The sequence below is a fragment of the Rhodopseudomonas sp. G2_2311 genome, from assembly GCF_047501505.1.
Taxonomy (GTDB): domain Bacteria; phylum Pseudomonadota; class Alphaproteobacteria; order Rhizobiales; family Xanthobacteraceae; genus Rhodopseudomonas; species Rhodopseudomonas palustris_H.
Genome location: NZ_JAZDRK010000007.1, coordinates 126808 through 152320 on the forward strand (window position 1 = coordinate 126808; position 25513 = coordinate 152320).

At 66.6% G+C, this 25513-nt stretch carries 23 protein-coding genes; 9 read left to right on the forward strand and 14 right to left on the reverse strand.

Features of this window, described 5'->3' with window-relative positions; genetic code table 11:
• The first annotated feature begins 290 nt into the window (after positions 1-290).
• Together VRZ08_RS12550 and VRZ08_RS12555 are read left to right on the forward strand one after the other, a co-directional pair.
• Entirely contained in the window at positions 291-692 is a 402-nt protein-coding gene (locus VRZ08_RS12550; protein WP_119019173.1) for a hypothetical protein, read from the forward strand.
• A 227-nt stretch (positions 693-919) separates the two neighbouring features.
• Positions 920-1207: a GCG_CRPN prefix-to-repeats domain-containing protein gene (locus VRZ08_RS12555; protein ID WP_107356101.1), complete on the forward strand. Its 288-nt coding sequence runs from the start codon at positions 920-922 to the stop codon at positions 1205-1207.
• Between the two features lie 64 nt (positions 1208-1271).
• Here VRZ08_RS12555 and VRZ08_RS12560 read toward each other — a convergent pair whose 3' ends face one another.
• From VRZ08_RS12560 to VRZ08_RS12575, 4 genes are all read right to left on the reverse strand, one after another.
• Positions 1272-2081 carry a DUF1295 domain-containing protein gene (locus VRZ08_RS12560; RefSeq protein ID WP_414532739.1) on the reverse strand — a complete coding sequence of 270 codons (810 nt, stop codon included), beginning with the start codon at positions 2079-2081 and terminating at the stop codon, positions 1272-1274.
• A gap of 106 nt (positions 2082-2187) precedes the next feature.
• On the reverse strand, positions 2188-2736 hold the full coding sequence (locus VRZ08_RS12565; RefSeq protein ID WP_414532740.1) for a hypothetical protein: 549 nt from the start codon (positions 2734-2736) through the stop codon (positions 2188-2190).
• An 87-nt stretch (positions 2737-2823) separates the two neighbouring features.
• Positions 2824-4557, reverse strand: coding sequence for a protein kinase domain-containing protein (locus VRZ08_RS12570; protein ID WP_414532741.1), 1734 nt, complete (start codon positions 4555-4557; stop codon positions 2824-2826).
• 69 nt (positions 4558-4626) lie between these two features.
• Positions 4627-5466, reverse strand: coding sequence for a formate/nitrite transporter family protein (locus tag VRZ08_RS12575; protein WP_107356105.1), 840 nt, complete (start codon positions 5464-5466; stop codon positions 4627-4629).
• Positions 5467-6124: 658 nt separating this feature from the next.
• Here VRZ08_RS12575 and VRZ08_RS12580 point away from each other — a divergent pair.
• Positions 6125-6427, forward strand: a complete 303-nt coding sequence (locus VRZ08_RS12580) for a HigA family addiction module antitoxin (RefSeq protein WP_263988876.1) — start codon at positions 6125-6127, stop codon at positions 6425-6427.
• A gap of 181 nt (positions 6428-6608) precedes the next feature.
• Here VRZ08_RS12580 and VRZ08_RS12585 read toward each other — a convergent pair whose 3' ends face one another.
• On the reverse strand, positions 6609-7466 hold the full coding sequence (locus VRZ08_RS12585; protein ID WP_414532742.1) for an SDR family oxidoreductase: 858 nt from the start codon (positions 7464-7466) through the stop codon (positions 6609-6611).
• A gap of 198 nt (positions 7467-7664) precedes the next feature.
• Positions 7665-9197 carry an acyl-CoA carboxylase subunit beta gene (locus tag VRZ08_RS12590; RefSeq protein WP_107345049.1) on the reverse strand — a complete coding sequence of 511 codons (1533 nt, stop codon included), beginning with the start codon at positions 9195-9197 and terminating at the stop codon, positions 7665-7667.
• A gap of 277 nt (positions 9198-9474) precedes the next feature.
• Here VRZ08_RS12590 and VRZ08_RS12595 point away from each other — a divergent pair, with 277 nt between their 5' ends.
• The gene (locus VRZ08_RS12595; protein ID WP_107356108.1) at positions 9475-9891 is read left to right on the forward strand and encodes a DUF4260 domain-containing protein; all 417 of its coding nucleotides are present in this window, start codon (positions 9475-9477) and stop codon (positions 9889-9891) included.
• A gap of 3 nt (positions 9892-9894) precedes the next feature.
• Here the strand turns inward: VRZ08_RS12595 and VRZ08_RS12600 are convergent, their stop codons facing one another.
• The 7 genes from VRZ08_RS12600 to VRZ08_RS12630 form a co-directional block, all read right to left on the reverse strand.
• A complete protein-coding gene (locus tag VRZ08_RS12600; protein ID WP_107356109.1) occupies positions 9895-10170 on the reverse strand; it encodes an EscU/YscU/HrcU family type III secretion system export apparatus switch protein in 276 nt (91 codons plus the stop codon).
• The gene (locus tag VRZ08_RS12605; protein WP_414532743.1) at positions 10167-11966 is read right to left on the reverse strand and encodes a flagellar hook-length control protein FliK; all 1800 of its coding nucleotides are present in this window, start codon (positions 11964-11966) and stop codon (positions 10167-10169) included. Before VRZ08_RS12605 ends, VRZ08_RS12600 begins: the two co-directional genes overlap by 4 nt.
• A gap of 69 nt (positions 11967-12035) precedes the next feature.
• The gene (locus VRZ08_RS12610; RefSeq protein WP_414532744.1) at positions 12036-12821 is read right to left on the reverse strand and encodes an ATP12 family chaperone protein; all 786 of its coding nucleotides are present in this window, start codon (positions 12819-12821) and stop codon (positions 12036-12038) included.
• A gap of 17 nt (positions 12822-12838) precedes the next feature.
• Positions 12839-13198 (reverse strand): hypothetical protein, encoded by a 360-nt coding sequence (locus tag VRZ08_RS12615; RefSeq protein ID WP_414532745.1) that lies wholly within the window; start codon positions 13196-13198, stop codon positions 12839-12841.
• Between the two features lie 40 nt (positions 13199-13238).
• On the reverse strand, positions 13239-14609 hold the full coding sequence (locus VRZ08_RS12620) for an RluA family pseudouridine synthase (protein WP_414532746.1): 1371 nt from the start codon (positions 14607-14609) through the stop codon (positions 13239-13241).
• A 205-nt stretch (positions 14610-14814) separates the two neighbouring features.
• Complete coding sequence (locus VRZ08_RS12625; protein ID WP_414532747.1) at positions 14815-15093, reverse strand: hypothetical protein; 279 nt, start codon at positions 15091-15093, stop codon at positions 14815-14817.
• A 72-nt stretch (positions 15094-15165) separates the two neighbouring features.
• The gene (locus VRZ08_RS12630; protein WP_414532749.1) at positions 15166-16074 is read right to left on the reverse strand and encodes a dienelactone hydrolase family protein; all 909 of its coding nucleotides are present in this window, start codon (positions 16072-16074) and stop codon (positions 15166-15168) included.
• 326 nt (positions 16075-16400) lie between these two features.
• Here VRZ08_RS12630 and VRZ08_RS12635 point away from each other — a divergent pair, with 326 nt between their 5' ends.
• From VRZ08_RS12635 to VRZ08_RS12655, 5 genes are all read left to right on the forward strand, one after another.
• On the forward strand, positions 16401-19667 hold the full coding sequence (locus VRZ08_RS12635) for a CHAT domain-containing protein (protein ID WP_414532750.1): 3267 nt from the start codon (positions 16401-16403) through the stop codon (positions 19665-19667).
• A gap of 28 nt (positions 19668-19695) precedes the next feature.
• Positions 19696-20142, forward strand: a complete 447-nt coding sequence (locus VRZ08_RS12640) for a hypothetical protein (RefSeq protein ID WP_414532765.1) — start codon at positions 19696-19698, stop codon at positions 20140-20142.
• 215 nt (positions 20143-20357) lie between these two features.
• Complete coding sequence (locus VRZ08_RS12645; RefSeq protein ID WP_414532751.1) at positions 20358-21125, forward strand: hypothetical protein; 768 nt, start codon at positions 20358-20360, stop codon at positions 21123-21125.
• 145 nt (positions 21126-21270) lie between these two features.
• Complete coding sequence (locus tag VRZ08_RS12650; protein WP_013501945.1) at positions 21271-21948, forward strand: nitroreductase; 678 nt, start codon at positions 21271-21273, stop codon at positions 21946-21948.
• A 205-nt stretch (positions 21949-22153) separates the two neighbouring features.
• Entirely contained in the window at positions 22154-24214 is a 2061-nt protein-coding gene (locus VRZ08_RS12655; RefSeq protein WP_414532752.1) for an ATP-binding protein, read from the forward strand.
• A gap of 66 nt (positions 24215-24280) precedes the next feature.
• Here VRZ08_RS12655 and VRZ08_RS12660 read toward each other — a convergent pair whose 3' ends face one another.
• Positions 24281-25489: an ABC transporter substrate-binding protein gene (locus tag VRZ08_RS12660; RefSeq protein ID WP_414532753.1), complete on the reverse strand. Its 1209-nt coding sequence runs from the start codon at positions 25487-25489 to the stop codon at positions 24281-24283.
• Between the last annotated feature and the right edge of the window lie 24 nt (positions 25490-25513).

Here is a 25513-nt window from a genome sequence, read left to right on the forward strand (position 1 = left end):
CGGCCGCTGAAGCGGTCTCTGTTTCGAAACAGTCTAAGCTGGTTTTTCCGCCTCGCGCACCACAAAAAGCCGCGCGTTCAAGGCATTCCGCCTGTTCGCATTTTGATGTCTCAAAAGCCGCATCCCGCTTGCATGAAGTGCCGCCACGTCGCGGCTCGGCGAACGATCATGTCCGGTGCACCGCAACACGTTCCATCGGTGGTGATCGTGATTCGGCCGGGGAACCAAGGGCGGCGCGGGAACGGAAGGTTAGGCGATGGATTGGTGGAGGAAGCCGAAAGGAGGACTCCATGGCGCAACGCAATCCTGACGATCCCTACCGGCGCGACACGGCGCCCGACGATCCCCGCACGCCGTCGCAGCTCGATGCGCAGTTGCAGGCCGATCCGGAGATGCGCGAAGGCCCGGTGACGTCCGGGCGGCTCGCGCTGTTCGCCGTCGCGATCGTGCTGGTGTTCGCCGCCGTGTTCTATGGCATGAGCGGGCCGTCGACCGATCCAAACAATCCGTCCGTCGCGACCCAGACCTCACCGCCGCCCCCCGGCCAGACCGATGCGCACAACGCGCCGCCGGTGCCGCCCGGCGTTCGCGACGTAACGCCTCGCGGCGCCGATCCGAACGCGCAGAACGGCGTGACCACCGGCGCAGCCCCCGCTCCCCGCGCGGCCCCGAGCAGCGGCAACGCCAACTAACAGCTCGCTCGCAACTTCACTGTGAGCAGATGCGGCGACGGCGCAAGTCGTTCGCCGCATCGCTGTGTCCGGCAGCGTGCAGACGGGTGCGGCTGCATTCATGCCGTGTTCAGACCGAATCGGCTAAACGAAATCTGGGGACGAGTAACACGCGGGCTGCCTTCGGATCGAAGCGGCCGCGATGGTCACAGAGCCGCTGATCGGCCAGTGAAGGGAAGAACCGACAAATGAAGAAGATCTTTGCCGCCGCCTTGTTCGCCGCGACGCTGGTGGGAGCCGGTGCAGCCAATGCGATGCCGCTGGCGCCGCTGGGCTCGCCCGCGACCGGCGACGTGATCCAGGTCGCGCAAGGCTGCGGTCCGGGCTGGGCGCGTGGTCCGATGGGCCGCTGCCGTCCGATGTATGCCCGCCCCGGCTATGGCCGTCCGGTCGTGGTGCCGCCGCGCGTCGTCGCGCCCCGCGCCTGCCCTCCCGGCTACGCCTGGCGTCACGGCCGCTGCTTCCGCCGGTTCTGATCGGCCTCGCATCGCTCACGAAAAGCCCCGCTCGCGCGGGGCTTTTTTGTGAGTCCGGCCAAGTTCAGCGAAACCGGATCAGCAGCTTGCGCAAGGTGTAGAGCGGCACCCACGGAAACAGGATCGGCACGGTCCGAACGTACGCCTGATAGTCCGGCCGATCGCCGTAGCGTTCGTCCTGCTTGCGCTCGAGCCCCGCGGATGCGGCCGTCATCAGCGCCAGAATGTACAGCATCCCGAGCAGCGACAGCGCCCAGGCCGCGCCGGAGCCATAGGCCGACAGGCCCGAGAACCACACGCCGAACCAGAACACCATCTCGCCGAGATAGTTCGGACAACGCACCAGGCGATACAGCCCGGTGTCGCAATAATGCGTCGGGTGCTCGGCCTTGTAGCGATACTTCTGCCAGTCGGCGAGGCTCTCGACCCACAGCCCCACCGCCATGATCATCACGCCGAGCGGCGTCGACACCGGCCACACCCCCTGCGCCTGTAGCGACAGCGTCAGCAGCGCGGGCAGGAACAACAGCGTGAACAGCAGGCTGACGCCGAGCCAGATCGCGATTTGATGCCACAGCTTCAGCTCGGCAGTGCGGCGCTCGGCGCGGGCGAGCTCGGCCGCATAAGCGGGATTGCGCTCGCGCACCGCCAGGAACGCGCCGAGCCGCACGCCGTACACCAGCAGCAGCAGAAGCTGCAACGTCACCCAGCCGGAGATGGTGGTGGCGAATAGCAGTGCGAACACCAGGCTCTGCGCCGCGATCGCGCCCGCATAGCACAGGCTGACGAAGTAATAGACGCGCCGGAACCCGGGTGCCGCAACGAAGAGGCAGACGGCGAAAGCCAGCGCAACGAGATGCCACGGTACAGTCATGTCGATGCACGCGTCCTTGCCCCGGTGACGACGTTATAGGCCGCCGATGATGACCCCGCCATGTCCGGCATCAAAGCCGCACCCGATCGGCCGGCCGCCCGCCCGGTTATTTGGTCGTACAGCGCTGGCCGGGAACGCGGCTGTCGCAGACCCGCGTCACTTCGAAGAAACGAGTCCACAGCTTGCGCTGCTTGGCATCCGGCTCGGCGGCCGCGGTCATCCGCAGCGCATAGAAGTTCTCGCGGCCCTGCACCGCCTTCCACCAGGTCAGCGCCGGCTTGCCGGCCTCCTTGGCCTGCGGGCAACTCTCGCTCCACATCACCATCGGATACAGGTTTTCATTGCCGTGCCGCAGCTGCTCGAACCGCGCGCCGGGGCATTCCGCTGCGGCCTTCTTCTGGCTCGCCTCGCGAAACGCCTCGGGTGATTGGTCGGTCTGCTTGAACAGCGTCTGCGCCGTGATCCGCGTGCTGGCGCTGGCGATATTCTCGCTGCCCGGCACCAGCACCGTGGTGCTTTCCTTGGCGTTGCTGGCTTCGGCAGCCACCTTGAAGCCCTTGGGGGATGACAGCAGCAGCTTCTCGGTGTCGGCGGCGCGCGCGCCGCTGGCGGCGGCGACCATCGCGATCAGACACAGAACGGCAATGCGGAGCATGAACGGTGAGCCTGGATGATTGAAGGCGGCGAAGCTTGCCCGAGAACCGCAGCCTGTTCAATATCGCTCCAGACGCGGCGCGATCGCTCAGATGCCGCCGTGCAGCCGCGCCAGCAGCGCCACGACCATCAATCCGAGCAGCGCCGATAACAGTTGCCAGAACAATAGCGGATTGCGCGCGGCGAGCGGCTGCGGCCGGGCGTCGAGATAGTCGGCCCGCGGATGCCGCAGGTCGTGGAGGAATTCCGACAGCGCCGGATAGCGCCTGGCAGGCTCCAGGCTGACGGCGCGTTGCAGCGCGCGGTCGACCCAAACCGGCACCTTGGGATTGTGGTCGGCGGCCGGGCTGTAGCGCAGCTTGCGGGATTTCAGCGCCTGGTTGGCGCGCGCCAGTTCGGCGCCATAGGGCAGCCGGCCGGTCAGCATCTGATAGGCGATCACCCCGAGCGAGAACTGATCCGACAGCGCCGAACCGCTCTGCCCGACGAAATATTCCGGCGCCATGTATTGCACCGTGCCGAGCAGCTCGTCGCCCCCCGCCGGTCCCAGCTCGGCGACGCCGGCGACCCGCACCGAGCCGAAGTCGATGATCTTCACCGTGCCGCTGCGGTCGATCAGCACGTTGGCCGGGCGCAGATCCTGATGCACCATTTCCTTGCGGTGGAAAGCGTAGAGCCCCTTGGCAATCTGCTCGATCAGGCCTCGGACGGTTTCAAGCTCCGCGCGCGGATGGTCGATCATCCATTGCGCCAGCGTCTGGCCTTCGATGTACTCGAAGGCGACGTAAAGATAGCGGCGGGGCCGCTGCACCGCGCATGGCTTCAGCACGTGCGGACTGTCGATCCGCCGCGCCGCCCATTCCTCCAGCATGAAACGCTTGCGATAGTCCGGATCGTCGCGCAGATCGGCCGAGGGGATCTTCAGCGCCACCAGCTCTTCGGTGGCGAGATCGCTGGCGAGATAGATGTGGCTGCGGCTCGAGCCGTGCAGCTCGCGAAGGATCCGATATCCATCGAATTCAGCGCGCGGCTCGAGCGGCGGCGGCAGCGGCAACTCGGCCGCCCGGCCGAACAGATCGATCGTGTCCACATCCGGCACGGTCTCGATCCGCACCAGCTGCACGGTGAGATTGTCGTCGCTGCCGTTGTTGAACGCCTCGCCGATGATCGCCCGCGCCGCGGCGTCGAGATCGTCGGCATGTCCGCGCAAGATCTGCACGACGAAGCGCTGCGTGACATGCTCATACACGCCGTCGGTCGCCAGCACGAACAGGTCGCCGGGGACGACCGGCACCGCCAGATAGTCGATCTCGACCTGCGGATTGACGCCGAGCGCGCGGCCCAGATAGCTCTGCTCGGCAGACAGCCGAACGCGGTGATCCTCGGTGAGCTGCTCCAGCGACGCGCCCGCCAGCCGGTAGATCCGGCTGTCGCCGATGTGAAACAGATGCGCTGCCGCGCCTTTGAGCACCACCGCGCTCAAGGTGCAGACATAGCCCTTGTCGCGATCGTAGCGATAATCGCTGCGCCGGGTTTCGGCATGCAGCCATGAGTTGGTCGCCGCGATCACCCGCTGCGCCGACGACTTCACCGACCAGGCTTCCGACGTGCAGTAGTAATCCGTGAGAAAGCTCTTGACCGCAGACTCGCTCGCGACCTGGCTGACGTCGCTCGACGAGATGCCGTCGGCGAGCGCGAGCGCGATGCCCTTGGTGGTCAGCAGCGGCTCGGCCGGGATCAGCGCGCCATAGAAGTCCTGATTGACAGGTTTGCGCCCCGGCGACGACGCTTGCCCGATCGAGACTGTGAGCTGCTGCGCCATGCGCCCTGCTGCGACCCAAGAAAACGAGAGCTTCACCCGGACCGGGCGAAGCTCCCGGAGGCGATCAGCTTACGCCGCGACGCGCGGCGCCGGAACGGCTTCGATCCGGCGCTTCGCCGCGGTGCGGACGTGGGTGGTGTAGAGTGTCAGCCCGGTGAAGGCGAGCCCGCCGACCAGATTGCCGAGCACGGTCGGGATCTCGTTCCAAACCAGATAGTCGAGGATCGAGAACTTGGCGTGCAGCATCAGGCCCGACGGAAACAGGAACATGTTCACCACCGAGTGCTCGAATACCATGTAGAAGAACACCAGGATCGGCATCCACATCGCCAGCACCTTGCCCGGCACCGTGGTCGAGATCATCGCCATCACCACGCCGGTCGAGACCATCCAGTTGCACAGCATGCCGCGGAAGAACAGCGTCGCCATGCCGGCCGCGCCATGCGCCGCATAGCCGAGCGTCCGCCCCTCCCCGATATTGCCGATCACCGTGCCGACTTTGTCGGGATCTTGCGTAAAGCCGAAGGTGGTGACGAACGCCATCAGGAACGCCACCGTCAGCGCGCCGGCGAAGTTGCCGACGAACACCAGGCCCCAATTGCGCAGCACGCCGCCGATCGTGACGCCCGGACGTTTATCGAGCCACGCCAGCGGCGACAGCACGAATACGCCGGTGAGCAGATCGAACCCGAGCAGATACAGCATGGTGAAGCCGACCGGGAATAGCAGTGCGCCGATCAGCGGCTGGCCGGTGTTGACGTTGATCGTGACCGCGAACCACGCGGCGAGCGCCAGAATGGCGCCGGCCATATAGGCGCGGATCACCGTGTCGCGGGTCGACATGAAGATCTTGGACTCGCCAGCGTCGACCATCTTGGTGACGAATTCAGAAGGCGCGAGGTAGGACATCTGCTCCGTGCTCCGTTTGCTGCTGAAAAGGCCGCGTCGGAACGCACAAGCGGAGGAAGCAACAAGGGGCGGAGCCTCGACGACACCGCGGCTCTCCATCGGCGGGAGAGCTGTCCCATTGCTGTCTGCCGGACACCGGCTTGGCAATTCTCGGACGGCGGTCGTCGTTGACCGGAACTTACTAAGCAATCGCCGTGCCAGCGCCTGACGGCTCCGGCTAGGCGCATTTCCCCGAGAAATTCCTTAGATAACGCCCCTCCGGCTCAGCCGCCGCCGGCCCCGATGCCCAGACTCTGCGCAACAGGCCTGCGCTTAGCTCGCATTTGAGGCAACGTCCCCATCTGCCCTGGGGCCCCTCAACCGCTTCTTGATTGGTCGACGCGGATTTGGCCCTTCCCTGGGTAATTGGTCTTCCTCCTGAGCGGGTCGCACGAATACAAGGAGCCAAGGTCTCGAAGGATGCGGCCACGCATGGACCCGCGGCACATAGTTCAAGACGGCAATTCGCGCTTTCCTCATGATGAGGTCTGGCCGGTCGTGCAAATCTTGAAACGCGTAGTTTGAATCAGTAGCCCGCATGAGCGCAGCGACATGCGGGAGCGCCACACCTGGATGTCGCTTCGCTCATCCAGGCTGCACGTGCTAGCGTGGGTCCACGATGACGAAGAAACTATCCCCTGTTCACCCCGGCGAAATTCTCCGCGAGGAGTTTCTGCTGCCGATGAACCTGTCGCCCTACGCCGTCGCCGCAGCCTGCGGCGTACCGCGCACGCGCATCGAACGGCTGGCACGGCAGGAAACCCCAGTAACGGCGGACACCGCGCTGCGGCTGGCGAAATACTTCGGCACGACGCCGAATTTCTGGATGAACATCCAAGCGCAGTACGATCTGGAGGTCGCGGAAGACAACAGCGCCGACGAACTAAGGCGGATCAAGCCAATCAAGTCGAGAGCGGCCTAAATCGGTAGCCCGCATGAGCGCAGCGACATGCGGGAGCGCCACACCTGGATGTCGCTTCGCTCATCCAGGCTACGCTTGCTTGTCCACCTATAAGGCAGCACAGTCCCGAATTCGGCTCCAGGACGCGGCTCAACCAGCTTAGACGGGCCGCGGAGCCTCACTCTCAAAGCTCTCCCGACCACTAAGCTGGCCCCTCGCCGAGCGCTCGCAAAGCCGAGAGCCCTTCCCGATAGGATGGATAGGCCAACGTAACTCCCAACTCTGTGCGGATCAGATCGTTGCGGACCCGGCAATTCTCCAGATAGAAGCTGCGCGCCATCGGAGACAGCTCGGCGCGCTCGAAAGCAATTTCGGGAGGCGGTGTTCGTCCGCATAGGTCCGCGGCGAATTCGACGACCTGCTGCGGCGGTGCCGGCTCGTTGTCGGTCACATTGTAAATGGCGCCGGGTCGCGGCCGCGACAGTGACGCGGCGACCACCACCGCGATATCGGCAACGTGAATTCGATTGAAGACCTGGCCGGGCTTGATGATGCGCGTCGCCGTTCCGGCTGCGAGCTTCTCCAGTTGGTTTCGGCCCGGGCCGTAGATCCCGGATAAACGAAAGACCTGCGCGCCCAACGCCAGCCAGGCCTTCTCGGCGGCGATCCGGAGTTGCGAGCGGGGTTTTTCCGACGTCGCAGGCGTTGTTTCATCGACCCAATTGCCGAGGTGGTCACCGTACACGCCGATCGTCGAAAGATACCCGATCCACCGCGGCCTGGACTCACTGGTGATCGCGCCAGCGAAGGACGCGAGAACCGGATCGCCGGATTCATTCGGAGGGATCGACGACAGAATGGCGTCGCTCGACTTGATATCATCAGCGATCAGCGGATCGATAGAAGAGGATGAAAACACCCGCCCAGTGATCCCGCGCCGGCCCAACTCTTCGGCCTTGGCGGTTGTTCTGACGGTTGCAGTGACCTCGGTCCCGGCGCCCTGCAAATGCTGGGCGATGTAGCTGGCCGAATAGCCCAAGCCAAAAATCAGAATTCTCATCCGGACATCATTTCATCTAGGCCTGACGATGCGCACGGATACCAGACATCTGAGCCGATGGCTGCGACCTTATAAGTCGGCATCCTGGTTGGACCGTCAAATCAGCCGGGCGAGGAGCTTCGCGGCCCCTTCAAACACGAAGGGCGGTGATCGTGTCGCGATCACCGCCCTTTTGCAAACTCGAACGAGCCGATGCCGTTACAGCGGCATGTTGTCGTGCTTCTTCTGCGGAATTTCCATCTTCTTGTCGCGCAGCATCGCCAGCGCGCGGGCGATGCGGCGGCGGGTGGCGTGCGGCAGGATGACGTCGTCGATATAGCCGCGCTCGGCGGCGATGAACGGCGACAGGAAGCGGTCCTCGTATTCCTTGGTCCGCGCCGCGATCTTCTCTGGATCGTCCATGTCCTGACGGAAGATGATCTCGACCGCGCCCTTGGCGCCCATCACGGCGATCTGCGCCGACGGCCAGGCGTAGTTGATGTCGGCGCCGATTTCCTTCGACGCCATGACGTCGAACGCGCCGCCATAGGCCTTGCGGGTGATCACGGTGACCAGCGGCACGGTGCACTGCGAGAATGCGAACAGCAGCTTGGCGCCGTGCTTGATCAGGCCGCCATATTCCTGCGCGGTGCCCGGCAGGAAGCCCGGCACGTCGACGAAGGTGACGATCGGAATGTTGAAGCTGTCGCAGAACCGCACGAACCGCGCCGCTTTCCGCGAGGCGTCAGAGTCGAGCACGCCGGCCAGCACCATCGGCTGGTTGGCGACGAAGCCCACCGTGCGGCCGGCGATGCGGCCGAAGCCGGTGATGATGTTCTTGGCGAAGGTGTCCTGCAGCTCGAAGAAGTCGCCCTCGTCCACGACTTTGAGGATCAGCTCCTTCATGTCGTAGGGCTTGTTCGGATTGTCGGGGATCAGCGTATCGAGCGAGAAGTCCTCACGCTCGATATCGTCGAAGCTCGGCCATTCCGGCACGCCTTCGGAGGAGTTCGCCGGCAGGAAGTCGAGCAGCCGGCGCATCTGCAGCAGGGTCTCGACGTCGTTCTCGAATGCGCCGTCGGCGATCGACGACTTGGTAGCGTGCACCGACGCGCCGCCGAGTTCTTCCGGAGTGACGACTTCGTTGGTCACCGTCTTCACCACGTCGGGGCCGGTGACGAACATGTAGCTGGTGTTCTTCACCATGAAGATGAAGTCGGTCATCGCCGGCGCATAGACGTCGCCGCCGGCGCACGGGCCCATGATGACGCTGATCTGCGGGATCACGCCGGAGGCCTGCACCACGCGGCGGAACACGTAGGAGTAACCGGCGAGCGCCGCGACGCCCTCCTGGATGCGGGCACCGCCGGCGTCGTACAGGCCGATGATCGGAGCCCGCGCCTTCAGCGCCATGTCCTGGATCTTGGTGATCTTCGCCGCGTGGGTCTCGGACAGCGAGCCGCCGAACACGGTGAAGTCCTTGGCGAACACGAACACCTTGCGGCCGTTGACCGTACCCCAGCCGGTGACGACGCCGTCGCCGGGGATCTTGGTCTTCGCCATCCCGAATTCGGTCGAGCGGTGCTGGACGAACATGTCCATCTCCTCGAACGAATGCTTGTCGAGCAGCAGGTCGATCCGTTCGCGTGCGGTGAGCCGGCCGCGGGCGTGCTGCGCATTGATGCGCTTTTCGCCGCCGCCGAGCTTGGCTGCCGTGCGCCGTTCGTCCAATGCTTCCAGGATGTGCTTCATGATCAATAAGCCGGTTTTGTTTTCTTGGTTGGGCGTGCGGAGGTTTTGCCCTTTTCACCGCAACAATCAAGGCCTTCTAGCAGGGCGCCTCGCAGGAGGAAACCGCCTTGGACCGAACCGGCCTAGCCCTTTTGGCGTGTCCTGAGCCGGTTCGGCCGAGACCGGAGGACGGCACCCCGACACCGCCCCCAAATCTGCATCGGCCGGATGCGAAACCGCGATGGCGGCTTCGCCTGTCCGCCCTGTATATCGCGGGGCCGCCAGCTGGAGCCGACCGATGACCGCCGCCCTGCCCTCCGCCGATCCGTCCGTGGCCAGCGGCGGCATCCTGACCGTGCTGCGGGCCGAGGGGCTGGCGGTGTTTGCCGGCTGCACGCTGTTCTATGTGATCTCGGACGCACCCTGGGAGCTGTATGCGCTGCTGTTCTTCGCGCCCGACCTCGGCTTTCTCGGCTATCTGGCCGGGCCCAAAGTCGGCGCGGTGGTCTACAACGTGCTGCATTCGACCATCGGGCCGCTGCTGCTGGCGATCGCCGGGATCGTGCTGGTGGTGCCCTATGCCGGCACGGTGGCGATGATCTGGCTGGCCCATATCGGCTTCGACCGGGCGCTCGGCTACGGCCTGAAATACAAGACCGGCTTCCGCTTCACCCATCTCGGCCCGATCGGCAAGGCGCCGGCGCAGCCGCGCTGAGGCTCAGCGAACCGGGCCGCGCCCCGACAGCCGCAGCACGAAGGCCAGGACTTCGGCCACCGCCTTGTACAGCTCCTCGGGGATTTCGTCGCCGAGCTCGACGTGCGACAGCGCGCCGGCGAGCACTTCGTTCTCCTCAATGGGGATGTCGTGCTGTTTGGCGACTTCGATGATCTTGGCGCCGAGCACGCCCTTGCCCTTGGCGACCACGCGCGGGGCCCCAGCGTAGTCGTAGTGCAGTGCGATCGCGAGCGGGTTCTTGGTGTCTGTTGTGGTCACAGCGCGCGGTCCAGGAAATGGCCGGCGACCGCCGGGCGTGGCGCGGGCGGCGCGCCGTCGCGCACCACGATATCGCCGGGCGCCAGATCGGCGCGGGCGAGCGCGCGGCCGAGGTCGGCGGCGCCGGCGCGCAATTGGGCGGTTGTGGCGGGGCGCTCGGCCCATAGCCGCACCGAGGTCTTCTCGCCGCGCAGCGAGATCAGGGCGTGCACCGGCCCGGCCGGCTCGACGTCGAGCGAAAACCGCGCCTGCCACACCGTCCCGGACGACGTCCCGGGCTGCGCGGCCTCGTCGCGGTCGCGCGAAATCTCGAACTGCGCCACGGCCGTTCCCTGCGGGGTGGCAAGCGGAATCTCGAACGCCCAGCGCGGCTGGGCGGCATCGACCCGCGCCGGCGCCGCATCGGTGCGATCCGGCAACGAGGCGACCTGCAGCAGCGTCTGCCGCGCCAGCGCGCCTTCGGTCTCGGTCAGAATCCGGCGCAAATTGGCGTCGACCGGCGCGTGCGGCGTCAGATTGGCCGGCATCACCGGCTGGGCGGCCGGCAGTGCGCCGGGAAACGGCGGCGGCGGCGTGTTGGTGCGGGCGATGCCGCTGTCGTCCTTGCCGATCCGGTTACCGGTCAGCGCCGGCAGCAGCGACAGCAGCACCGGATTGCTCAGCCCGGCCTTGGCCAGCACCGCCGCGGTTTGCGGATCGGCCTGCAGCGCCTGCTGCAACGCGCTCAGCGTCGCCGCGGTGCTGGTCGCCGCGGTCTGGGCCTCCGCCGTGGACGCCGTCGCCGAGGTCGCGGTGCCGGTGAGCTGGGCGATCACGTTCTGCACCAGCGATTGCTCGGAGGTGGATGCGCTGGCAGTTGCGGCCGCGCCCGCAGCGGTGGCCGACGCCGCCAGCGTCGGCGACGCGGTCAGCGGCAGCGCGGTGGTGGTGCCATTCGCGGTCGTCGCGGCGGCGGTCGAAGTGGTGGCGCCGAGCAGATTGGCCTCGGCCTCGAGCTTGGCGGTGAGCGCCAGCAGCGAGGTACCCTGCCCGTCCTGCAGCACCGGCGTCGTCGTGGTACCGCCGGCCTGCGCGGTCGCCGCCCCGAGCGCGGTGTTGAGCACCTGGCGCAGCACCAGCAGCGCCGCCTTCAGGTCGGTACTGGCGCCGGCGCTGGCGGTCCCGCTCGCCAGCGCGGCTTCCAGGAAGATTCCGGAATTCTGAAACGCTTTCTGAAAGTCCGCGCCGGTCAGGCTCGCCGTCGGCAGCTGCTGTGCCAGCACCTGCGCCGCGGCGTCGCGCACCGCCGCCGGCAGCCCGGCCGAATTCGCCACCGCGCCGAGATTGGCGAACAGCGCCGACAGCCCGGTCTGCTGCGTCACGGCGGCTTCGGCTGCGGTCGCCACCGCGGCCGCCTGCTGCGGCGTCAGCGCCTGGGTCGTGGTCGGCACAATGCTCGGCGCCGCCTGCGCCGAGGTCAGCACGATCGCCTGCGGCCCGAGCGTGACACTGTCGATCGCGGCGCCGGACGCCGCCATCGCCGCCTGCGCGGTGGTGGTGGTGACCGGCTGATTGACGATCGCGAGCCGCACCCCGGCATCGGTCTGCGACACCGAAACCTGCAGCGTCTGCCCGGCCTGCAGCGGCACCTGCGTGGTGGCTTCGACGGTCTGGCCGCCGATCGCGATTCGAACCTGGTTGTTATCGCCGACCGACAGCACCTTGGCCTGCAGCACCGACCCGGGCTGCAGCAGCACGTCTGCGGTCACGCCTTGCAGCGCAACGAGGGAAAGGTTCGGATTGACCGAAATCGCCATCGCTGTCCTTTGCGGGCGGCTGCGCTGAGTGCGATCCGCCCAGACTAAGCGAGGGACGTAAACCCGTCGTTAACTTCTCCGGGAACCCAGCGCCGCGATCACCTGGGCGGCGGCGGCGAACTCCGCCTGCTTGGCGGCGCGGCGCGCGGCGGCCTCCTCATCGAGGCCCCACTGCTCGATGTTCCAATCCTCGTCGACATGCGCCGCCGCCCACACCTGGTCGGCCTCGAGCCGGCCATGCGCCAGCGCCAGCGCCAGCAGCGCCGAGCCGGTGATGGTGGTGACGACATGCAGCGCGCCGAGCAGCCAGGGATCGGCCGGCAGCGCCGCGCGCGCCGCGGCGAGCGCGGTCTCCGGCTGGCCGACATGGACGATGCCCTGCGCCAGGATGAAATGCGCCCCGAGCGCGTCCTTGGCCCAAAACAGCACCGGGTCCCAATGCGCGCCTTCGCGCGCGATCAGTTCTTCCGGGTGCTCGGCGCGATAGAATAGCAGGTCGGAGCCGAAGTACTTGGCGATGTCGTCGGTCACCGCATCGATCCGGCCGGCAACGCCGTCGATCACGCTGTTGGCGAGCCGGGTCAGCGGCATCGTCGACGGATCGATGGTCTCGCCCTGCGCCTGCCATTCGGCGGCGATCGCTTCGGCGAGTGCGCGATCCGGCGCCGCCAGCGCGTTGCGCGACGGTGTCTTCACCGAGCGGCCGTCGAGCCGCACCGCGAAGCCGCCGTTCTCCTCGGCAACGCCGGCCTCGGTGTAGAACCGCTTCGGCAGTTGCGCCCGGCTGGTGCGCCGCACCGCTTCGTTGGGATCGAGCGGCGACTTGCCGGCCACCTCGTCGAACAGATCAAGCATCTTGGTTTCTCGAACTACTACTGTTGAGCACAGGCGCGCGAATACGCGGCGCGGTCGGCCGAATTGAGCTGGGCCGCGGTGGAGTCGTTCAGGCAGTCCTGAATCCGGTCGCCGAAGGAACGGCCACGTCGCAGCTGCGCCTTCGGCAGATCCGGCGCCGGCTGGATCCGCTCGTGCGTCAGCGGCGGCGGATCGGCGAGCTTCGGCACCACCGGCACGGTAATCACCGGCGGCGGCGCAGACGGAGGTGGCGGCGGCGGCGTGATGCTCGACGGCGCGGTGCCCGGAATGATGAGCTGCGCGGCGGCGGGACCGGCGCATGCGCCGACGACCAGAACCGCGGCCAATAGGATGTGGGGTCGCTTCATCTTAGCCATGTCGGCATCGCAGCGCGCGGCCGCAAGCGGCGCCGGGGCGTCATTCTTCCGGCGCATGTTCGATCGGATCGAACCGGTCGTGCTCCAGGCCGAGCAGGTTCCAGCTCTGCAGCATATGCGGCGGCAGCGGCGCCGAGACATCGATCACGCCGCCGCGCGGATGCGGGATCACGATCCGGCGCGCCAAGAGATGCAGCCGGTTCTGCAGGCCGCCGGGAAGCTGCCAGTTCTCGATGTTGAAGTACTTCGGATCGCCGACGATGGCGTGACCGATATGCGCCATGTGGGCGCGGAGCTGATGGGTGCGTCCGGTCACCGGCTTCAGCGACACCCAGGCCAGCTTCTGCCCCGAGGTCTCGACCACCGCGTAGTACGTCACCGCGTGGCTGGCGCCGTCGTCGCCGTGCTTGGCGACGCGCATGATCGAATCCTCTTCGCTCTCGTCCTTGGCCAGATAGGTCGAGATCCGGCCCTGCTTCGGCTTCGGCACGCCGGCGACCAGCGCCCAATAGATCTTGCGCGCCGAGCGGTGGCGGAACGAGCCGGTCAGCGCGGTCGCAGCGAACCGGGTCTTGGCGACCAAGAGACAGCCGGCGGTCTCCTTGTCGATCCGGTGCACCAGCCGCGGCTTCTGGCCCTTAGCGTCGCGCAGCACTTCCAGCATCTGGTCGATGTGCCGCGTGGTGCCCGAGCCGCCCTGCACCGCGAGGCCGGCCGGCTTGTTCAGCACCAGCACGTCGGCGTCTTCGAACAGCGTCATCGCCTTCAGCGTCTGCAGAGTCTTCTGCTCGGCTTCGGACAGATGCCCGGGCAGCTTCGGGGTGTCGAGCTTGAGCGGCGGAATCCGCACGCTCTGGCCTTCTTCCAGCCGGTCCTTCGAATCAGCGCGCTTGCCGTTCACCCGCAGCTCGCCTTTGCGGACAATGCGCTGGATGTGGCTGAACGACAGGCCGGGAAACCGCGCTTCGAGGAAGCGATCGACCCGCATGCCGTTTTCGTCGGCGGTGACGGTGACGGTCTCGACCTTGGTCGGCAGCGGCGCGTCGGGCTTGGCCGGCTCGGGCCGCTCGCGGGTCTCGACCGGCGCCGGCTGCGCCACGCGCGGCCTGCCCTCGCCCGCCGCTCGCGACGAGCGCGCCGGCCCCGCGCCGAACCGAATTGGCTTGTCGCCGGACCGCGGCGGCCGCCCCGCGCCCTCGCCGCGCGAGCTCTTCGATGGCCCACCGGCACGCAACGGCTTGGCATCGCGCGGCGGCTTGGCGCCACCGGGCTTGCCGGTGCCAGGCTTGCCCGCGACAGCTTTGCCGGCCCCCGGCTTCCCGGTCTTGGCGCCCAGCCCGGCGCGCGCCGGCTTGCCGCGCGCGCCGTCGGGGCCACGCTTGGCGAGAGGTTTCTTGACGCGGCGGCTCATGGGATGCTCCGGGGGAAATTCGTGCCGTGCCTAGCGCAAAAAGGGCGGATGGTCACGGTGGATTTGCCGCGCCGCGGGCCCGATCGCCACTTCTTCTGACCGACAGCATGTCAAAGACCACGCTTCGGCTAACTTATCTCCAGGCTAGGCATCAGGAAGCGTAGCCCGCGCCGCATGTCGCTGCGCTCATGCGGGCTACCGAGGGCTATTGACGGCGACTGAACCACCGCCCACCCTTCGCCATCACCCCGGCGAATACAAACAGCCCGAAGGCCACCACAAGGGCGGCGGCGATGAGGGCGCGCGTGAACTGGATTGGGTCGCTGTCGAAGCTGATCAGCCGGGCGTAGCCGGTGTCGAGGCCGCTGATGCGGGTGGAGATCTGTCCGATCGCCAGGCCTTGATACAGGCGGGATGCGGCCAGCGCCGTCGTCAGCGCAACCAGCGGCAGGCCGACGGCCAGCGTCGAGATGGTCTTCAGCACCTGCCCCCCTGTCCTCACGGCTGGCAATCTTGCACGCACCGGCAAAGGCTGCAATCGTGCGGCGACGCCCGCTTACTTTCGCGCCCAGCTTCGCTCCAGAAACGCGAACAGCCGCCGCTCCGAATCCGCGACCACGTCCGGCTGATAGCGGTAGGCAACGTGGTTGCCGCGGACATCGGTCTTGCTCCGCCCGTCGAGCTGCTGGCAGTCCCAGCAATGCGTCGTGCCGGCATAGACGTGCCACGCGACCGGGGCGCCGGCGGCCTTGAGCGGCGTCAGCTTGTCGACGCATTCGGCGGCGGGCGTCTCGGTGTCGGCGCCGCCCATCAGCACCAGCAGCGGCTGGGCGATGTCGGGGCCGACCAGCTCGTAGTCGCGGCCGCCGGTCGGCTTGATGCGGAAGCAGCCAGGATAGAAGCTAGCGACGGCCGCAAAGCCCGGTCCCGTTCCGAAGGCGTCTATATAGTGCCGGCGCGCGGCCAACAGGCCAACCATCCCGCCCCAGGAAAACCCGATCAGCGCAACTCGTTTGGGATCAACAAAGGGCTTTTGGCGCAAATGCTGCGCCGCCTGCAACGCGTCCTTGGCGCCGCGCACGAGATTGACCCCGGCCTTCGGGCCATAGCACACGCTGGTGACGCCGCGCGCGCTGAACGCATCGAGCAATAGAACCGCGTAGTTTCGCGCGACCGCCCGCCGCGCCCAAGCCGCAACCGCACTATTTAGTCCAGCGCATTGATGCAGCAGCACTAGCGCGGGAAATGGCCCGTCGCCGGACGGCTTCAGCAGCGCCATGCGCGGCGCGGTAAGCGCATCGATCGCCTCGGCGCGATCAGGCAGGACTAGGTCATCGGCGAAGGATGCCGCTCGCTGCACGATGTCGTGCGGCAGCACGAGCGTATCGGCGTCCACTCCCGCTGCCGCCGGCTGCGCCAGCGCGAGGCTGATCCAAGCGACACCTAACAGCATCGGCAGGAGCATCTTCCTGTCCTCCAGCGGGCCGGTTCCCCACTCCGAACCATGTTCGTCGCGCACAGGGCCCCCGACGATCACCAAGACTGTTCCGGATTTCCGGAATTACCGGGTCGCTATTTTGCTTGTGATCGAAAGCAGGGTGTCGCTAGGATACTGGTATTTTAGAGAATGCATTTGTCGAAAGCAGCGCCATGCAACAGCAGGCCCTCCTCCTCCGCAAGTGCCATGTTGGCTCCAGGCTCCGCCGCCGTCTCCTCGCGGCCGGCTTAATTAGTGTCGCGACCTCGCCGGCATTCGCCCTGACCAAGGAAGCCGCTGTGGAACAATGCCGCATGTCGGTCGGCCGTCCGATCGTGATGGAGTGCATGCGCGGCGGCGGCGGCAATCTCGAAGCCTGCCGCGCCCGGGCGACGCCGCGGGTGCGCGCCTGCGTGATGGCGAAAATGCAATCCGCGAACGGCCGCGCCAATGTCCCGGTGGCGATCCCGACCGAAGCTGCGACCAAGCTTCCGTCCGGCGCCGCGGCCAGCGCCGGCTTCGTCGCGCCCCCCCGCACCATCGCCGACATCACCGCCATTCTCGATAGCGAGAAGCCGAACGCCGCCAAAATCGCCGAGGTCAAGGCTGCCGCCGACGCGATTCCAACAGGGAAGGAATCGAAGGCGGAGTTGGCCCAGTTCTATTTCGACCGCGCGAATGCCCGCGCCCAGCTTGGCCGTCTGGCCGACACGCTGGCCGACGCCGACAAGGCGATAGAGGCCGGCCGCGGCGCGGTGAGCCCTAACCTCATGGGTCGCTTGATCCAGCTCGCCGCCCTCCAATACGCCGGCGCCGGCGATCCGAAGAAGGCACTCGACCTCTATCTACGTCAGAACAAGGAGATCGGCACTCAGGCTGGCTCCAAAGGGTATCAATTCGGGGCCAACCGCAGCATCGCGCAATTTCTGATCCAGATGGGCGACATCCCGCAGGCGGAGGCTTATCTCCGCCGCAACGATGCGCTGATCAAGGAAGCGCGCACCAGCTTCCTGCCCGGGTGGCGCAAGTCCTACGCCGTGTTTGGCCAGAGCTGGGAAGCCGAAATCGAGACCGGCCGCGCCCTGCTGTTCGAGGCTCGCGGCCAGGTCCGCGAGGCAGAGTCCGCCTATCGGCTCGGCGAGCAACGACGGAGGGCCGCTATCAAGCCGCTCCTCGGCTCGGAAAACCCGCCATCTGAATCGCAATTACTGCAGGCGGTTGATCTCACCATCATTAGTCAGGCGCGGACCAAGGCGCGGCAGGGCCGGCTCGCCGAGGCCGAGACCGATGCCCGCCGCGCGCTGCTGTCGCGCTTGAAGGACACTGGCAAGTACAACCCGTCCACGCCGCGCTACATCATGGCGCTGACCGACATCCTGATCGAACAGGGCCGCTACGCCGAGGCCGAGAAGCTGGCGCGCGCCTGCCTCGAGATCAACGCCACCGTCGGCGTCGCCGACGACGCCGTCACCAACGTCCAGCTGCTGACGCAGCTAGGCGGCGTGCTCAACCTGCAGCGCAAGGGCCGCGAGGCGAATGCAGTGTTTGCGCAGATTGACAAGGCTATCGCTAATTGGGACCCGCAGCGGCGCCGCTCCTTCGAGCTCAATCCGGCGCGCATCATCTCGCTCTATGCATCAGGCCAGACCGACAAGGGCATCGCCGCTGCCGAACAGCTGGTGCAACGGCAGATTGCCCGCGTCGGAGAGACACATTTCGACACGGCGTCGGCGCGCGGCACGCTAGCAGTGGGCCTGATGCGCGCTGGTCGCGATGCCGAGGCGACGCGCGAGTTCCAGGCGGCAATCCCGGTGATGATGACGGCGGCGCGCGAAGCCGCGGACGACGACGACACCACCGGCGGCGCAGCGCGAAGCCAGCGGCTGCAGGGTGTGGTTGAATCCTATTTCCTGATGCTAGCGCGCAATGCATCATCGCGTAGTGAGGTCGGCGAGGAAACGTTCGGCCTAGCCGATGCGGTGCGCGGCCGCTCGGTGCAGCAAGCGCTGGCCGCTTCCAGCGCGCGCGCGGCGGCAAAGGACCCGGCGCTGGCCGCACTAGTGCGAAAGGAGCAGGACCTTTCCAAGCAGGTCAACGCTCAGCTCGGCACATTGAACAACGTGCTGTCGCTGCCCTCTTCCGAACGCGACGACAAGAGCGTGCAGGCGATCAACGCATCGATTAACGCACTCCGCACGGAGCGCAACAAGGCGCGCCAGGACATCAATCAGAAATTCCCGGCCTATGCGGACTTGGTGTCACCGAAGCCGCCCACGGTGGCGGAGATTCGCGCGACACTGTCCGATGACGAGGCAATGCTGTCGTTCTATTTCGGCCAGAGCGGCTGCTTCGTCTGGGCCGTGCCGAAATCCGGGCCGGTGGCGTTCGCGGCGATCAAGGCGAGTAGCGGCGACATCGAGAGCAAGGTACGCAAGCTGCGCGAGGCACTCGAGCCCCAGGCGGCGATGATCTCGGATATCCCCGAGTTCGACCTCAAGCTCGGCTACGAACTCTACGCGCTCCTTCTGCAGCCGGTCGAAAGCGGCTGGAAGCCAGCGAAGAAGCTGATCGTGGTCACTAATGGCGCGCTGGGCCTGTTGCCCCTGTCACTGTTGCCGGTCGCACCGGCGGAAGCCGCTCCCGATGCCGATCCTCTGTTCGCCTCCTACCGCGACGTACCATGGCTGGCGCGTAGCCATGCGGTGACCACTGTGCCGTCTGCCGCGGCGCTGCGAACGCTGCGGCAATTGCCGGCCAGCAAACCGGATCGCGGCGACCTAGTGGCTTTTGGCGATCCCTACTTCAACACGGAACAGGCGGCGGAAGCCGCCACGGTCAAGATTGCCGATGTCGGCGGCAACACGGCGCCCGAAACGCTAACGCGCGGGGGCCCGCTGAGGCGGCGCAACAGCCCAAAGCTCGACGGTGTCGACAGCGCCGAAATCGGCCTGCTGCCGCGGCTCCCCGATACGTCCGACGAGCTCAAATCGATCGCGCTGGCACTGCAGGCCGATCCGTCCAAAGTGCTATTCCTCGGCAAGGACGCCTCAGAGAAGACCGTGAAGTCGATGAACCTGTCTGGCTTCAAGGTCCTGGCCTTCGCTACCCACGGCCTCGTCCCGGGCGAGCTCAACGGGCTGCAGCAGCCGGCGCTGGCGCTGTCGTCGCCTTCCGTCACTGGCGACAGCGGCGACGGCCTGCTGACCATGGAGGAAATCCTCGGCCTCAAGCTAGATGCGGACTGGGTGGTTCTGTCGGCCTGCAACACCGGCGCGGCCGCCGGCGCCGGTGCCGAGGCCGCCTCAGGTCTCGGCCGAGCGTTCTTCTACGCCGGCACGCGAGCCCTGCTCGTTACGAACTGGTCAGTACATTCGCAGTCGGCGCGTGAACTCGTCTCCGATTTGTTCAAGCGCCAGGCTGGTGACGCCAAGCTGGCGCGCAGCGAAGCCCTGCGGCAGGCGATGATGGCGCTGGTCGACGGCCCCGGCCATGTCGGCAGCGACGGCAAAACCGATTTCACCTACGCCCATCCGCTGTTCTGGGCGCCATACACCATCATCGGAGACGGCGGTGTTCGCTGACGATCGGTATTCGACGGGAGATACTGCCTTGAAGACATTGCTACGCGGCCTCGTCGCCTGCATCGCTCTTGCTCCGATGGCCGGCCCGGGGATGGCCGGTCAGGTCCTGATCACCGAGGACGAAGCCAAGCTGCCGCCTCCCAAGGGCGCAGTCGCGGCCGACCGCCGCGGCATCCTGCGCGGACCCAAGATCCAGTTCGTCGCGGATGGCGATACCGTCCACTCGCCGACGAGGCTCCGTTTGAAATTTGAGTCCTTCGGTGGGACCAAGATCGATCCGGATTCGGTGAAGGTGACTTATCTGCGTACACCGAACGTCGATCTGACGCCGCGGTTAAAGCCGTTCATCCAGGCCAACGGCATCGACATACCGGATGCCGAGCTACCGCAGGGCGAACACATGCTGCGAGTCGACCTAAAGGATTCCGACGGGCGCCCAGGTACGACCAGCTTTGTGCTCAAGGTCTCACCCTGATCGCCAGCAATGATCACTTGCTTCTACTGCCAGAGCCAGAACCCGCCGGATGCGCTGGTGTGCAGCGTGTGTTCGCGCGACATCGCGATCCCCGCCTCTCTGATTACGGAGCGTGATCAGCTCGCGAGCAAGCGAGACGCGCTACGCGGGGAGCTGCGTAGCGTCTGCGCGCAGATCGACGCCCTGCGTCTTTCAAAGCCCCGACGAGACATCTGATGGAATGCCCGTTCTGCGTAGAGACCATCAAGGACGAGGCGATTGCCTGCAAGAACTGTTCGCGCGACCTCCGCTACGTCCGACCGACATTGCTGGAGATCGAGGAGCTGGTCTCCGAACTTGACGATCTGCAGCGCCAGCTCGATCGCGCCCGCGTAACGCTCGAACGATTGGCACATCCGCTGCGCTACTACGGCCTCCACACGTTCATCTACATGCTGCTGCCGGTCCTGCTGTTGGTCGGCGCGCATTGGATGGTGACCATCGTCCTCGACGTGTCTCCGGTGTGGCTGCGTATCGCCTCGGTGGCGATCCCCTTGCTGTTCGGACTTGCCACCTATCCGATCCATAAGGTCGGACTGCTTGGCGCCGCGCTGCTCGGCTTCTGCACCTCACTGGTCAGCGTGCTATCGATGCTGCTGGTGACCGGACTGCACGACAACGTGCCGATCCTACCGACGGTGTGGGTGGAGTGGCGCGAAGTGATCGAATACGGCGCCAGCATCTTGCTCGCCTTCTTATCAGGACACATCCTCGGCCTCACGGTGTTCCGCATACTGCCGACGACCCTGGCGCAGACTGGCAAACCTAACGCCGCTGCGTTCCGCGTGGCCCGGCTCCTCGGCCCACATGTCGGCGAAGATCAGCTGCGCCGCCGGGCGCGGATGATTCAGGATCTGCTGCAGACCGCCGGCCCCCTCGCTGGTGTGGTAGCCACCGGCGTCGGATCGCTCTACACCGGCCTGAAGGGCGTCATCGGCGGGTAGCATCGCTTGGTCTTCGGAATGGGCTGAGGCGAAGCTCGCGCGATGAGCTGCATTCGCATTTGGCAATTCGCAGCATCGTCTTGCGCAAGCCTCGCAAACCACACAAGATCACCGCCAATCAGAAGCTTTGGGGGAAACCAGACGCATGCAATACGACGACGTGGTCCGCGGCCGCCGCTCGATCCGCGGCTACAAGCCTGATCCCGTGCCGCGGGAATTGATCGAGGAAATCCTCGAACTGGCGATGCGGGCGCCCTCCTCGATGAACAGCCAGCCGTGGAATTTCACCGTGCTCACCGGTGAGCCGCTCGACCGCATTCGCGCCGGCAACACCGAGCGCAATCTCGCCGGCGTGCCGCACAGCCGCGAATTCCGGATCGGGCAGCCGTTCGCCGGCCCTCATCGCGAGCGGCAGGTCACGGTCGCCAAGCAATTATTCTCGGCGATGGGGATCGCGCGCGACGATCAGGCCAAGCGGCAGGACTGGGTGCTGCGCGGCTTCCGCCAGTTCGACGCGCCAGTGTGCATCATCATCACTTACGACCGCGTGCTGAGCGATAGCGACGACACCGCGTTCGATTGCGGCGCAGTGACGAACGCGCTGGTCAACGCCGCGTGGTCACGCGGCCTCGGGGCGGTGATCAACAGCCAGGGCATCATGCAATCGCCGGTGGTGCGCGAACATGCCGGCATCGCCGACGATCAGGTGATCATGAAGGCAATCGCGCTCGGCTGGCCGGACGACGAGTTCCCCGCCAACGCGGTAGTGTCGGAGCGCAAGCCGGTGCGCGACGCCGCGCGGTTCGTCGGCTTCGAAGGCTGACAGGCTTTCGATGTGACATCGCTCCGCGGCCCGGCGCCGCGGGGTGCCGCGCGTGTCAAGCAGCTTTGACAAACCCTCGCAATTCGGAGAGTAATGCAAGCAGCCGCGCCCGAGCGGTCACCGCACGGGCCGGCCGCAACAACGCGGCCGCCCTTCCCGTCCTGTTTCGCACAGTTCGTGTCACGCTCGCCGGTTGTCGATCCCGATGCAGTCCCCTTCCAGTCCCGCGGTCAGCCAGAGCGAGGCGCGCTATCGTGCGCTGTTCGAAGCGATCGACGACGGCTTCTGCATCATCGAGTTCTTCGACGGCCCGCACGGTCCGCTCAGCGACTATCGCCATATCGAAGCCAATGCGGGCTACGAGAAGCAGACCGGAATTCCCAACATCATCGGCCGCACCTTGCGCGAACTTGTGCCGGACGAGGCCGACGGCTGGGCGGAACTGTATCGCAGCGTGCTGGTGACCGGCCGGCCGATCCATTTCGAACGCGAATTCATCGCGGTGAACCGCATCATCGAAGTGTCGGCGACGCGGATCGAGCCGCCGGAGCTGCGCCAGGTCGCGGTGCTGTTCCGCGACATCACCGCGCGCAAACGCGCCGAAGCGGCACTGCGCGACAGCGAGCAACTGGCGCGCGACAACGTGCAACGGGTGCAGCTGGCGCTCGCCGCCGGCGCGATCATCGGCACCTGGCTGTGGGACCTGCCGACCGATCGCTTCACCGTCGACGAAGCGTTCGCGCGCGCGTTCGGACTCGATCCGGCGCTCGGCCGCGACGGCCTCAGCCTGGCGCAGGTGGTCGCCACCGTACATCCCGACGATCAGGCCGGCCTCGCGGCCGCGATCGAGGAAGCGGTCAAGCGCGGCGGGCCCTACGCGCATCAGTACCGGGTGCGCCGCGCCGACGGCAAGTACTACTGGCTCGAAGCCAACGGCCGCGTCGAGCATGGCCCGGACGGCACGCCGCTGAGCTTTCCCGGCGTGCTGATCGACGTCGACGACCGCCGCGCGCTGGCCGCCGAGCGCGACCGCGCCATCGCCGAGCTGCGCGCGCTGAACGAGACGCTGGAACAGCGCGTCGCCGAAGCGCGCGCCGAGCTGTTGCGCTCCGCCGAGCAGCTGCGCCAGTCGCAGAAGATGGAAGCCGTCGGCCAGCTCACCGGCGGGCTGGCGCACGACTTCAACAATCTGCTCGCCGGCATCTCCGGCAGTCTCGAACTGATGAGTTCGCGGATCCGCCAGGGCCGCATCGGCGAGATCGACAAATACGTGGTGGCGGCGCAAGGCGCGGTGAAGCGCGCCGCGTCGCTGACCCACCGCCTGCTCGCCTTCGCGCGCCGCCAGACGCTGACGCCGACCGCCGCCAACGTCAACCGGCTGGTCAGCGGCATGATCGACCTGATCCAGCGCACCGTCGGCCCCGGCATCGACGTGCAGCATGTCGGCGCCGCCGGGCTGTGGAGCGTGCTGGTCGACGTGCCGCAGCTCGAAAGCGCGCTGCTCAATCTGTGTATCAACGCCCGCGACGCGATGCCGAGCGGCGGCAAGATCACGATCGAGACCGGCAACCGCTGGATCGACCGGGCGCAGTCGCGGCTGTACGACATCCCGCCCGGGCAATACGTCTCGCTGTGCGTCTCCGACACCGGCACCGGCATGACGCCGGACGTGATCGCCAAGGCGTTCGATCCGTTCTTCACCACCAAGCCGATCGGCCAGGGCACCGGGCTCGGGCTGTCGATGATCTACGGCTTCGCGCAGCAGTCCGGCGGCCAGGTGCGGATCTATTCCGAGGTCCGCCAGGGCACCATGGTGTGCATCTATCTGCCCCGGCACCGCGGCGAGGCCGCCGAGGACGAGCGCTTCCCCGATTCCACCGAGATCCCGTTCGCCCAGACCGGCGAGACCGTGATGGTGGTCGACGACGAGCCCACGGTGCGGATGCTGGTCGCCGACGTGCTCGAAGACCTCGGCTACACCGCGCTGGAGGCCTCCGACAGCGTCGGCGGCCTGAAGCTGCTGCAATCCGACGCGCGGATCGACCTCTTAGTCACCGACGTCGGCCTGCCCGGCGGCATGAACGGCCGCCAGCTCGCCGACGCCGCGCGCCAGATCCGCCCCGGGCTCAACGTGCTGTTCATCACCGGCTTCGCCGAGAACGCGCTGCTCAACAACGGCCAGCTCGAACCCGGCATGGCGGTGCTGACCAAGCCGTTCGCGGTCGACACGCTGGCGGCGCGGATCCGCGAGCTGATCGGGAAGTAGCAAGGCGTTCGAACGCGCCGCGTAGCCCGGATGCAGCGACGCGAAATCCGGGCTACGGCGCGGCCCTCAAGTGCCGCGCAGCGTTTCGCTGACCACCACCCAGTCGTTGCCGTTGAATTCGAGCAGGTAGCCGTCCTTGATCGGGCGGAAATCGGTCGGCGACGTGTTCAGGGTGATGCCGGGCAGCAGCAGCGACAGCGGCACGTTCTTCATGTTTGCCGCCTGCCGCATGATGTTGTCGCGGGACAGATCGTTGCCGCACTGCTTCAGCAGCGCCACCAGCGCCTCGCCCACCGTGTAGCCGTACACGGTGCCGATGTTGTTCGGGTCGAGGCCCGGCAGCCGCGCCTTCATGAACGCGATATAGGCGCTCATCGCCTTGTCGTCCTTCGGCTCGGCCACATAGGGCTTCAGCGAGCCGAGCGACAGCACGCCCTTGCCGGCGTCGACGCCGGCCGGGTCCATCACGGTCGCCTTGTTGGCGCAGCCGCTGGCGAGGAAGCGGATCGGCCGCCAGCCGATCTCGTGCGCCTTGCGCAGCGCCTGGGCGCAGGCCCGCGGCGTGACGCTGTAGACCATGAACACGTCCGCCTTGGTGTTGGCGAGCGTCATCACCTGGGAGTCGACGGTGGGATCGGAGACCTCGAAGCTTGACGCCAGCGCGATCGCCTTGTCGGCGTCGGGGCCGAGCGCCTCCTTGACGCCGCGCATGAAGTCTTTGCCCGCGTCGTCGTTCTGATACAGCACCGCGAACCGCGCGTTCGGGTTCTTGGCGCGCGCATAGGCGACCTCGATCTTGGCCTCGCTCATGTAGTTCGGCGCCCACGGCAGCGCCATCGACCACGGCATGTTGGCGGGATCGTTCCACTTCGACGCCGAGCTGATCAGGAAGATCTGCGGCACCTTGTTGGTGTTGAGATATTTGGCGATCGCCGAGCTCGGCGCGGTGCCCATGGTGGCGGCGATGAACGCGACGCCGTCGCCTTCGACCAGCCGCCGCGTCGCCTCCATGGTCTTCGGCGGCGAGAAGCCGTCGTCGAGCGAGATCATCGTGATCTTGCGGCCGTTCACCCCGCCCTGCTCGTTGACCTGGTCGAGATAGGCGGCGATCGCCTTGCCGGTCGAGCTCAGCGCCGAGGCCGGGCCGCTATACGGCATGGTGTTGCCGATCTTGATCTCGGTGGCGGTGACGCCGGGCGCGTTCTGCTGCGCCTGCGCCGTGGTGGCGAGCGCCGCCGCGACGGCAGCGCCGAGCCAGAGCCGAAGACTCCTCATCCGTTCTCTCCCTGTTGTTTGTTG

Excerpts from the sequence above, each read along its gene's own strand:
- VRZ08_RS12630 (WP_414532749.1), bottom strand. The coding sequence starts at position 16,074 with ATGCTCCTGCCGATGCTGTTAGGTGTCGCTTGGATCAGCCTCGCGCTG.
- VRZ08_RS12655 (WP_414532752.1), top strand. The coding sequence starts at position 22,154 with ATGCAGTCCCCTTCCAGTCCCGCGGTCAGCCAGAGCGAGGCGCGCTAT.
- VRZ08_RS12570 (WP_414532741.1), bottom strand. The coding sequence starts at position 4,557 with ATGGCGCAGCAGCTCACAGTCTCGATCGGGCAAGCGTCGTCGCCGGGG.
- VRZ08_RS12645 (WP_414532751.1), top strand. The coding sequence starts at position 20,358 with ATGGAATGCCCGTTCTGCGTAGAGACCATCAAGGACGAGGCGATTGCC.
- VRZ08_RS12555 (WP_107356101.1), top strand. The coding sequence starts at position 920 with ATGAAGAAGATCTTTGCCGCCGCCTTGTTCGCCGCGACGCTGGTGGGA.
- VRZ08_RS12575 (WP_107356105.1), bottom strand. The coding sequence starts at position 5,466 with ATGTCCTACCTCGCGCCTTCTGAATTCGTCACCAAGATGGTCGACGCT.
- VRZ08_RS12610 (WP_414532744.1), bottom strand. The coding sequence starts at position 12,821 with ATGCTTGATCTGTTCGACGAGGTGGCCGGCAAGTCGCCGCTCGATCCC.
- VRZ08_RS12585 (WP_414532742.1), bottom strand. The coding sequence starts at position 7,466 with ATGAGAATTCTGATTTTTGGCTTGGGCTATTCGGCCAGCTACATCGCC.
- VRZ08_RS12590 (WP_107345049.1), bottom strand. The coding sequence starts at position 9,197 with ATGAAGCACATCCTGGAAGCATTGGACGAACGGCGCACGGCAGCCAAG.
- VRZ08_RS12605 (WP_414532743.1), bottom strand. The coding sequence starts at position 11,966 with ATGGCGATTTCGGTCAATCCGAACCTTTCCCTCGTTGCGCTGCAAGGC.
- VRZ08_RS12615 (WP_414532745.1), bottom strand. The coding sequence starts at position 13,198 with ATGGCTAAGATGAAGCGACCCCACATCCTATTGGCCGCGGTTCTGGTC.
- VRZ08_RS12660 (WP_414532753.1), bottom strand. The coding sequence starts at position 25,489 with ATGAGGAGTCTTCGGCTCTGGCTCGGCGCTGCCGTCGCGGCGGCGCTC.
- VRZ08_RS12650 (WP_013501945.1), top strand. The coding sequence starts at position 21,271 with ATGCAATACGACGACGTGGTCCGCGGCCGCCGCTCGATCCGCGGCTAC.
- VRZ08_RS12595 (WP_107356108.1), top strand. The coding sequence starts at position 9,475 with ATGACCGCCGCCCTGCCCTCCGCCGATCCGTCCGTGGCCAGCGGCGGC.
- VRZ08_RS12550 (WP_119019173.1), top strand. The coding sequence starts at position 291 with ATGGCGCAACGCAATCCTGACGATCCCTACCGGCGCGACACGGCGCCC.
- VRZ08_RS12580 (WP_263988876.1), top strand. The coding sequence starts at position 6,125 with ATGACGAAGAAACTATCCCCTGTTCACCCCGGCGAAATTCTCCGCGAG.
- VRZ08_RS12620 (WP_414532746.1), bottom strand. The coding sequence starts at position 14,609 with ATGAGCCGCCGCGTCAAGAAACCTCTCGCCAAGCGTGGCCCCGACGGC.
- VRZ08_RS12635 (WP_414532750.1), top strand. The coding sequence starts at position 16,401 with ATGTCGGTCGGCCGTCCGATCGTGATGGAGTGCATGCGCGGCGGCGGC.
- VRZ08_RS12565 (WP_414532740.1), bottom strand. The coding sequence starts at position 2,736 with ATGCTCCGCATTGCCGTTCTGTGTCTGATCGCGATGGTCGCCGCCGCC.
- VRZ08_RS12560 (WP_414532739.1), bottom strand. The coding sequence starts at position 2,081 with ATGACTGTACCGTGGCATCTCGTTGCGCTGGCTTTCGCCGTCTGCCTC.